The organism is Magnetococcales bacterium (assembly GCA_015231925.1).
GTDB lineage: Bacteria > Pseudomonadota > Magnetococcia > Magnetococcales > JADGAQ01 > JADGAQ01.
On sequence record JADGAQ010000183.1, the window covers coordinates 1 to 8482 of the forward strand.

An 8482-nucleotide genomic window follows, 5' to 3' on the forward strand; every position below is an offset into this window, starting at 1 on the left:
CCATCACCTGTCTTGATCTCTTCTGCGGCGCTGGTGGATCGTCCGAGGGTGCCCGGCAGGCTGGGTGTGAGATTGTCGGGGCCGTTGACGCCTGGGATATGGCCATCGCAACCTATCGTGACAACCACCCTCGGGCGGAAGCCATCCAGGCGTGCATCGGGGATGGGTTCGACTTCGACCGTTTGCAGGGTTTTCGGGGGGTGGATCTGATCCTGGCCTCCCCGGAGTGTACCATGCATTCCCAGGCCAGGAGGGGCGCTCCGGATGTGGCGAGCCTGGAGCAGCCATTCCTTGTCCTGCCGTTCATTGACCGACTCAAACCGCGCTGGGTGGTGGTCGAGAACGTGGTGCGTCTTCGGCAATGGACCCGCTACCGGGAGTTTCTGGGGGCGCTGTCGGGTAGGGGTTACCACATCAAAGAGGAGGTGCTTGATTCTGCCGACTTCGGGGTTCCTCAGGCCAGGAGGCGGTTGTTCGTTCTGGCGGATCGTGAGCGGCTTCCCCCGGTGGTGCAACCCCCTGGCGGAAAGGTGCAGACCGCTTCTTCGATCCTTGCCGATGAGGGAGTGTATCCGTTGTTACCATTGCGGATCCCAGGCAGGGCAACCAATACGGTTGAACGGGTGAATAATGCCATTTGGATTCAAGAGACGTTCAACCGGGCCATCGGCATTGATCAGGCAACGCACTGGCATCCATTCCTATTGACCTATTACGGCAATGATGCCCATGGATATCAATCGATCGACCGGCCGCTTCGCACGGTGACGACGGTCAATAAGTTCCTCCTCGTGGTCTCTGGCCAGGATGGGCCATGGGTGCGCATGCTACAGCCCGTCGAATATCAAGCCGCGATGGGATTTCCCTCCACCTACCGGTTTGAGAGGGGGACAATCCGGCAACGCATCCGGATGCTTGGCAATGGGGTTTGTCCACCGGTGATGCAGGCCATCGTGAAAGCCCTGGTATCCCCAAGGCCGAAAGGAACCCTGCCTTACTGAGGCGCGATATTCCTCTTGACTCCCCCTCGTTCCCCCCTAAAATGGGGTCACAAGGAACAAAATGGGGTAACTATCGTGAAGCGAAATAACTTGTTATGCAATTTCAATGAGTTGGATGGGCTCTTTAGTAGCCTCTCCCGCAACCAACTCGGTCTTCCAAGCACCCCAGAAGCCTTGCAAGTCGGTTTTGAACAACCCGATTTGTAAGGCTTTTTTCGTATATCCACCTTTCAGAGGCTTCTATAAGGTTCCGTGGGATACCAGCAAATTTGTTGGTAAACTCGTTGGCATGCCGATCCGGAGAGGATGGGATATGTAACCGTCCATTTCTCCCCAGGGTTTCCTGTTCGCCCCGGTGATGGCACCTTCTGCGAAACCTCAATTTCCAGGAGGTGGACAGATGACGGAAAATCACGAGGTGGCGGTCCTGAGTGAACGGCAACGGTGGTGGCTGGAACACATCCTGCAGTGTCAGGCTACACCGGGAACGATCAAGGCCTATGCGGCGGCTCGTGGTTTGACCCGGACGGTGCTCTATTTCTGGTAACGGCAGTTGCGTGACGCAGGCTTGTTGGATGAAAGGCAGCCAGCAAGCCCGCGATCAAGCCCGCGATTCAAACGGATTACCGTCTTGCCGTCCGTCCCTACGGTTTCCGGGCGCATTTCCTTTCCCAACGGCATCACGGTGGATTGGAACGTCGACGGAGAGGAGGCGGTGCATGCCGTGTTGCGTGCGGCGGCGACCCTGGTATGATGCGGCCTTCGGCGGACTTGCAGGAGGTTTCCCTCTGTCTGGAGGTTCGTGGACTTCCGCAAGGGGATCAACGGGCTGGCCGCGTTTGTAGAGGCCGGACTGGGCATGAATCCCTTTGGTCCCGGTCTGTTCGTCTTTCGCAACCGGGACAAAACCCGGATCAAGATCCTTTATTGGGAGCGCAACGGGTTTTGCTTGTGGCAAAAGCGGTTGGAACAGGATCGTTTTCACTGGTTGCGCGACCCCTCCAACTGCGTGGCGACGATCACCGGTCAGCAACTCAACTGGCTTCTTGACGGCTGCGACATTGCCCGCATAAAGCCGCACAAGGTCTTGAATTATTTCAATATCTCATAGTGTTATCCGGTGGTTTGCGGTATAATCCACCCCATGAACGCACCTCTGGAAACACCCCCGCCCGACCTTCCGGAAGATCCCGCCTTGTTGCGGAAAATGGGTCTGACGCTGCAGGATCGTGAACGGTACTTGTTGGACCCGGAGCGGTATTGGAAGGGCCAGGCAGGCTGGTTTCAGGAGTAGATGAACCTTCTTCTGGCCAAGCGGTTCGGTCGTTCCAGCGAAAAGAGCCCTTCGGAGGATAGGCAGCCCGGCCTGTTCGACGAAGCGGAGGAGATCAAGGAGACGGCTCCGGAAGCTGCGGACGAGGAAGAGAGCGGGGAGGAGAGTTCCACGGTTACCGGGCACGGGCGCCGGAAGCCGGGCCGTAAACCCCTTCCGGAATGGTTGCCCCGTGATGAGGTGATTTACGATCTGCCGGAAATGGAGCGGACCTGTGATGTGGATGGTTCGATTCTGGTGAAAATCGGTCGCGGGAGCAGCGAACAACTGGACATCATTCCCGCCCGCGTGCGGGTGATTTGGCACGTTCGGATCAAATACGGCTGCCCCCATTGCCATCAGGGGGTGAAGACGGCTTCGGTTCCGCCGCGTCCCATACCCAAGGCGCTGGCAACGGCGGCATTGCTGGCGCATGTGGTGGTTGGCAAATTTGCCGACGGCCTGCCGTTGTATCGTCAGGGAGATATTCTGACCCGCGCGGGCATTGATCTGTCCCGTACACCCCGCCGAACTGGATGATCCAGGCGGAAACACTGGTCCAGCCGCTGATCAAGCTGATGCGGGATCACCTGATGGATTACGGGGTATCCAGATGGATGAGACCACGGTTCAGGTGCTGAAGGAAACGGGCAAGCTGGCCACCAGCACTTCGTACATGTGGGTTCGGAGAGGGTCTTCGCCGGGGGGAGAGGTCATTCTGTTCGACTACGATCCCAGTCGGAGCGGTGCGGTTGCAAAAGGTCTCTTGTCAGGCTATCAGGGCTACCTGCAAACCGATGGCTACTCCGGGTACCTGGAGATAGGCGCGGAGCCGGGCATAACCCATGTCGGCTGCTGGGCGCACGCCATGGCCTTCATCCGCAACTCTATCACATCGAGAAGGAGTTGAGGGAGTCGCACGCCAAGCCAGAAACCCGTTTTCGCGTGCGCCAGACCCGGGCGGGTCCGATTCTGCAACAGTTTTGGGAATGGCTGGACGAAACACTTGCCACGGCGCCACCGAAAAGTGCCCTGGGCATGGCTCTGCATTACCTCGCCGACCAATGGTCGCGCCTGATCCGCTATCTGGACGATGGCCCCCTGGAGATCGACAATAACCGGGTCGAGAACGCTAGCCGTCCCTTCGTCATCGGACGGATAGGGTGGCTTTTTCCGATTCGGTGCGGGGTGTCAAGGCGTCGGCCAACCTTTACAGCCTGATCGAGACCGCCAAGGCCAACGGGTTGGAGCCCTTTGCCTACCTGCGCCACATCTTATCGGTTCTGCCCGCTGCCCAAACCTTGGAAGATTTTGAGGGACTCCTGCCGTGGAACGTGGATCGGGTCGTCTTGGCGAAGACCTGAGCTACGCGGAGAAATCACCGCTTACCATGTATCAGGATCTGCAGGGTTTCCCATCCGGAGAGAGACGGACGACCGCTCCGCGCTTCAGGGTCCATGCCCGCCATGGTATGGTGGGGCTGGCCTTCCTGAATCGGCTGGTCCAAGGGAACTTCTGCGTGGAAAAAAACGATATAAAAAGCCGACGCTTGTGTCGGCCTTTCACATCGTGCGGTTGCCGTTCCGTTATACTTTGGCCAGTACGGTAAACAAGGCCAGGGGGCTGGTTTCCAGCGTGCCTTCGAATTCGGTTTCCACACTATGGCAGATGCGAAACTCGCCGCCAAAGATGGACTCGATATCCTCCGGGCTAAAACGATGGGGGCCTCCCCCGAAAGATTCCCGGTAATGGAAGGTCTTGAGATAGAGCAGCCCTTCGGGAGCCAGCAACTGCTTGACCTGTTGCCGGTATACGGAGCGGCTTTCGGGGTTCAGTACATGAAAACAGCCCCGGTCCACGATCAGGTCGAAAGGACCGCTCAGAGCGCTCCGCAGGATATCGTCTACCACGAAACGGATGGTATGTCCGGCATGACGCCGGGTGGCCTCTTTGACGGCGGAAGCGGATAAATCCGACGCGGTCACTTTCCAGCCTTTTGCTGCCAGAATGGCTGCCTGGGTGCCGGGTCCGCTTCCCAGATCCAGAACCTCTTTTCCTGGTGGGGGATAGTCCTCGATGGCCCTGGCGACGTCCTTGTCCAGAAGCTCCCAATACCAGGGCAACTCTTCCACGGGTTCACTGGCATATAACTCTTCCCAGGTTGGATATTGTCCTTCCGGTCCGAGCAGTTTGTTGCTGCGCAGCTTCATCTCCTTCTCCCTCTATCAATAGTGCGTTTCCCCGAGAGAGGCATCGGGGTCTCCGGGTGATATCGTCATCAGGACCCACTCCGGAAAGCGCAGAAAGCGAAGCGGCACTCCTTCCGTACCCAGTCCGGCGGTGACAAAGAGCCACTGCGCATGATGGCGGATCAATCCCCAGGCCCAGGAGCGGGGAAGATCGGAAGCCATGACCAAAGCGGGCATTCCCGGTAATCGTACCTGTCCGCCGTGAGTGTGTCCTGCCAGGGCAAACAGGTTCTCTCGATTCAGATGCTTGATCATCTCCGGATCGTGGGTCATCAACAGAACAGGTTGGCCGGGTGTGATGCCTGCCAGGGAGCGGTTCAAATCGGCGCCGCCCGTAAAGGGATGGTTGACGCCTGCCAGATGGAATGCCCCTGAATTCACCTGGATGCGGCGATTTTCGTTCTTCAGCGGATGAATTCCGTGGCCTAGCAGAGCCTCCGTGAGCCGGGATGGCTCGAAGCGGGCATCGGCGTTGCCCAAAACGGCATAGCGGCCCAGGGGGGCCTCCATGTGGCCCAGAATCGTGGCTATTTCCTCCATTCTGGCCGGATCGTTCGCCCGTACATCGCCGCTGTAGGTGAAGTCCCCCAGGAACAGCACAAGATCGGGTTGTTCGCGATTGACCCGGGCGACCAACCGGTCGAGTCGTTCCGTGTCCATATGGATGGAGCCGATATGGAAATCGGAAAGAATGGCGACGCGCGTCCGGTCTTGGGGCCAGTTCTTGAGGTGGGCATTCAGTTGACGCAGTACAATCCATCGCGGTTCGACCAATCCGGCCCACAACAGGATAAGCGACAACAGCAGGGTCGGCAGCCAGACTCTAAAAAAGCGGCTCATCCCGGCCTTGACAAGAACGGTTGCAACTGGTCACTGCCTCCTGAAGCTGTTTGATGCTGGGGATTTCGACCTCCTTGTTGGTGACGGTCAGGAGGCCCCGGCGACTCAGTCCGTTCAGAATCCGGGAAAGCGATTCCGGTTTGACTGAAATGCGGGCGGCGATGATCTGTTTGGGCACGGTCAGTTGAAAGCGCACCGCATCCGAGGTGCCGCAACGGGCCTCCTGCAGCAGAAATTGAACCAGACGGCTGGGAGCGTTCTGCAGACAAAGCCCATCGATTTCTTCCACCTGATCATGCAGTCGGTGGCTCAACACCGCCAAAACCCGGAAACAGGTTTCCGGGGAATCCCGCAACAGGGACATGAAAACGTGATTGTCGAAGCGATAGACCTCCCCCGTGGTCAGAGCGGTGGCGGAGACAGGGAAAATGTTTCGTTTCAGAAACATCAGCGCCGTGGCGAAGGTGCTGCCCGGCCGCACGATTTCCAGGATTTTTTCCCGGTCAGGATTGGAGGCTTCCCGACTGAGTTTGATTTGTCCTCGGGCAACCAGAAAGAAGTGGCTCGCTTCGTCCCCTTCTGAAAAGAGGCGCACTCCTTTTTCAAAAGTGATCAGGTTGGTGGACTGGGCGACTTTTTGCCTTTGATCGGGTGTCAGTGCGGAAAACAGTGGCTGGCGGCGCACCACAAGGCGCTCAAAAAGGGGTATTTCTTCCTTTGACCGCCGGGTTATGGGAATCATTGGGCAGTTCGCAGGCAGGAGAGAGTTCGGACAGCATATCGTATCAATAGCTTCGCCAGCCATTGTCCCGTTCAGGGCCCGGCAAGTCAAGCGGAAAGCGGGGAAAGAAGATCGGGCGATTGGGAAATCGCCCGATTGGGCAGCTTACAGGGCGGCGATTACGGCATCATAGTCGGGTTCCTGAACAATTTCGGGAACCTGCTGGGTGTAAGTGATCCGGCCCTGTCCATCGATGACCACCACGGCCCGAGCCAACAGGCCGGCGAGAGGGCCGGTGGCGATACGCACCCCGTAGGCTTCGCCAAAACCGAGTTGACGCATTTCCGAGAGGGAGAAGACATTTTCCAGGCCTTCGGCTCCACAGAAGCGTTTCAAGGCAAACGGCAGATCCCGGGAGATGCACAACACCACGGTATTGGCGCGCTTGGCCACATCCTGGTTGAAATAACGCACCGAAGCGGCGCAAACCGGCGTATCGATACTGGGAAAGATATTGAGAACCACCGTCTTTCCAGCATAATCCGCCAAAGAACAGTCCTTGAGAGCCGTGTCGGTCAGGCTGAACGAAGGGGCGACAGATCCCACGGCGGGGAGGTTGCCAACGGTTTCGATAGGGTTCCCTTTGAGAGTGATCGTTGCCATGTACTATTTCCTTCCAATTGCGTATGGCGTTGTTCAGGTGTTTACCACCGGTCGTGAGGGAATTGCGGAGGCTTTTCCCGCAGAAAAATTAACGGTTCCTGAATAAGAAATCAATTGATGAAAATATATAACGCCGTAACGGTCCTTGCTGGAGATAAAGGAATTGCCTTTCCGGCGATTTTTGAGTAGCCTGCCCTCGGCAGCACGTGATGGCCAAGGCATGCTATGCATTGCAACGGGAATTCGGCGGGGTCTTTCCAGTCGATGCCGGGTAGCGATGTGGTTTTGCTTGGCGATGTGTTTTTTTTGTGCCGACGTGTCAACAGGGTGAATCTCTTTGTGGAAAGGACATGCGATGAGTAAGAAAGTTGCCGTATTGTTGGGGTTGACCTTCATGGCTTCGGTTGGAATGGCGCAGGCGGATTGCAAGGCCCACGATGAAAAGGCCTGCAAAGCCGATAAAGCCTGTTCCTGGTCTCCAGCCCATAAGATGAATGGCAAAGATATGCCGGCGGCCTGTCATGCGGCCAAGGAGCACAAAGATCACAAAGAGCACAAGCCCGGTGAGCATAAATAAGTTGGCAGTAAACGGATCCGCTCTTTCCTGAGGGATAATTGCAAAAAAGACCCGGGGGGATAAGTGCCCCGGGTCTTTTTTGTCGGTGAGATAGAAAATTACATGCCTCGGAAGATGAAGTAGACGGCCCCGACCAGGCACAGACCGGCCCAGAGGAAATCCAGCCGCATGGGGGTGTTCATGTACCAGACGGCAAAGGGGACGAAGACCAGCAGAGTGATCACTTCCTGAAGGATTTTGAGTTGGGGCAGGCTCATGACCGTGAACCCGATGCGATTGGCGGGGACCTGCAGGAGGTATTCGAAAAGGGCGATGCCCCAGCTGATCAGCGCGGCGACAAACCAGGGATTGCTGCCGAGGTGTTTCAGGTGTCCGTACCAGGCGAAGGTCATGAAGAGGTTGGAAGCGACCAGCATTCCAACCGTGAGCCATGTAGCTTGCATTGTGGAGACCCTCTGAGCGGCAGTTGAGGCAGAAACGACTCCCGACAGGGTAATTCTGCCTTTGCCGGTCGTCAAGACGGATCACATTCGCCTCTTCCGTGCGATGTCGGTTGACAACTCCCCCGTCCAACCCTAGAATGCGCCTCGGGTGGTGGGAGCTTGGCTAAGATGCAGGCCCTTCCTTGCCGGCCCGATTGCTTGACGGTGACGTGATTTTTGCCCAGGTAGCTCAGTTGGTAGAGCAGAGGACTGAAAATCCTCGTGTCGGCAGTTCAATTCTGTCCCTGGGCACCAATAATATCAAGGGGTTGCAGCTTCGGCGGCAACCCTTTTTTGTTGGCTCTGTGTAATTCCTGTGTAATCGTGCCAGAAAAACAGCCTCACCCCAACTGCCGATACCGTCCTTCCAATCGATCCATGGCCGTCTGAATATGTTCCCCGTTCTGGTGGCTGTAGCGTTCCACCATGGCCAGGGTTTTGTGCCCGGAGATGCGTTTGACCGTGGGAAGATCCACCCCCGCTTGAACCAGGTGGGTGATGGCGGTATGGCGAAGGGTATGGCGAACGACTTGGTTTGGGTCCAGACCGGCAGCCAGGACAACGCGACGGTACGCTTTCACGGTATCCGCCAATTTCTCCCCGTCAGGCAGCGGCCTTGACTTTCGGCTGCATGTCC

General features: G+C 57.3%; 10 protein-coding genes, 1 tRNA gene and 1 pseudogene. 6 read left to right on the forward strand and 6 right to left on the reverse strand.

Annotated features, from left to right (window positions below; genetic code table 11):
• The 4 genes and pseudogenes from HQL56_16100 to HQL56_16115 form a co-directional block, all read left to right on the forward strand.
• Positions 1-1001 (forward strand): DNA cytosine methyltransferase (locus tag HQL56_16100; GenBank protein MBF0311039.1); only part of this gene is annotated, 1001 nt, incomplete at its 5' end.
• Between the two features lie 400 nt (positions 1002-1401).
• Positions 1402-1548, forward strand: a complete 147-nt coding sequence (locus HQL56_16105) for a hypothetical protein (GenBank protein MBF0311040.1) — start codon at positions 1402-1404, stop codon at positions 1546-1548.
• Positions 1549-1803: 255 nt separating this feature from the next.
• Positions 1804-2112 carry an IS66 family insertion sequence element accessory protein TnpB gene (tnpB, locus tag HQL56_16110; protein ID MBF0311041.1) on the forward strand — a complete coding sequence of 103 codons (309 nt, stop codon included), beginning with the start codon at positions 1804-1806 and terminating at the stop codon, positions 2110-2112.
• 45 nt (positions 2113-2157) lie between these two features.
• A pseudogene (locus HQL56_16115) lies at positions 2158-3677 on the forward strand (IS66 family transposase).
• Between the two features lie 222 nt (positions 3678-3899).
• On the opposite strand, the gene HQL56_16120 reads toward HQL56_16115, so the two are convergent.
• The 4 genes from HQL56_16120 to tpx form a co-directional block, all read right to left on the reverse strand.
• Positions 3900-4523, reverse strand: a complete 624-nt coding sequence (locus HQL56_16120; protein MBF0311042.1) for a class I SAM-dependent methyltransferase — start codon at positions 4521-4523, stop codon at positions 3900-3902.
• Between the two features lie 15 nt (positions 4524-4538).
• Entirely contained in the window at positions 4539-5402 is an 864-nt protein-coding gene (locus tag HQL56_16125; protein ID MBF0311043.1) for a metallophosphoesterase family protein, read from the reverse strand.
• The gene (locus HQL56_16130) at positions 5386-6087 is read right to left on the reverse strand and encodes a Crp/Fnr family transcriptional regulator (GenBank protein ID MBF0311044.1); all 702 of its coding nucleotides are present in this window, start codon (positions 6085-6087) and stop codon (positions 5386-5388) included. Before HQL56_16130 ends, HQL56_16125 begins: the two co-directional genes overlap by 17 nt.
• Before the next feature lie 201 nt (positions 6088-6288).
• Positions 6289-6786 (reverse strand): thiol peroxidase, encoded by a 498-nt coding sequence (gene tpx / locus HQL56_16135; protein ID MBF0311045.1) that lies wholly within the window; start codon positions 6784-6786, stop codon positions 6289-6291.
• 355 nt (positions 6787-7141) lie between these two features.
• Here tpx and HQL56_16140 point away from each other — a divergent pair, with 355 nt between their 5' ends.
• Positions 7142-7363 carry a hypothetical protein gene (locus HQL56_16140; GenBank protein ID MBF0311046.1) on the forward strand — a complete coding sequence of 74 codons (222 nt, stop codon included), beginning with the start codon at positions 7142-7144 and terminating at the stop codon, positions 7361-7363.
• 98 nt (positions 7364-7461) lie between these two features.
• On the opposite strand, the gene HQL56_16145 is transcribed toward HQL56_16140, so the two are convergent.
• Positions 7462-7806 (reverse strand): DMT family protein, encoded by a 345-nt coding sequence (locus HQL56_16145; GenBank protein MBF0311047.1) that lies wholly within the window; start codon positions 7804-7806, stop codon positions 7462-7464.
• 218 nt (positions 7807-8024) lie between these two features.
• On the opposite strand from HQL56_16145, the gene HQL56_16150 reads away from it, so the two are divergent.
• Positions 8025-8100 (forward strand) — tRNA-Phe (locus HQL56_16150).
• An 86-nt stretch (positions 8101-8186) separates the two neighbouring features.
• Here the strand turns inward: HQL56_16150 and HQL56_16155 are convergent.
• On the reverse strand, positions 8187-8482 hold a 296-nt coding region (locus tag HQL56_16155; GenBank protein MBF0311048.1), incomplete at its 5' end, for a tyrosine-type recombinase/integrase.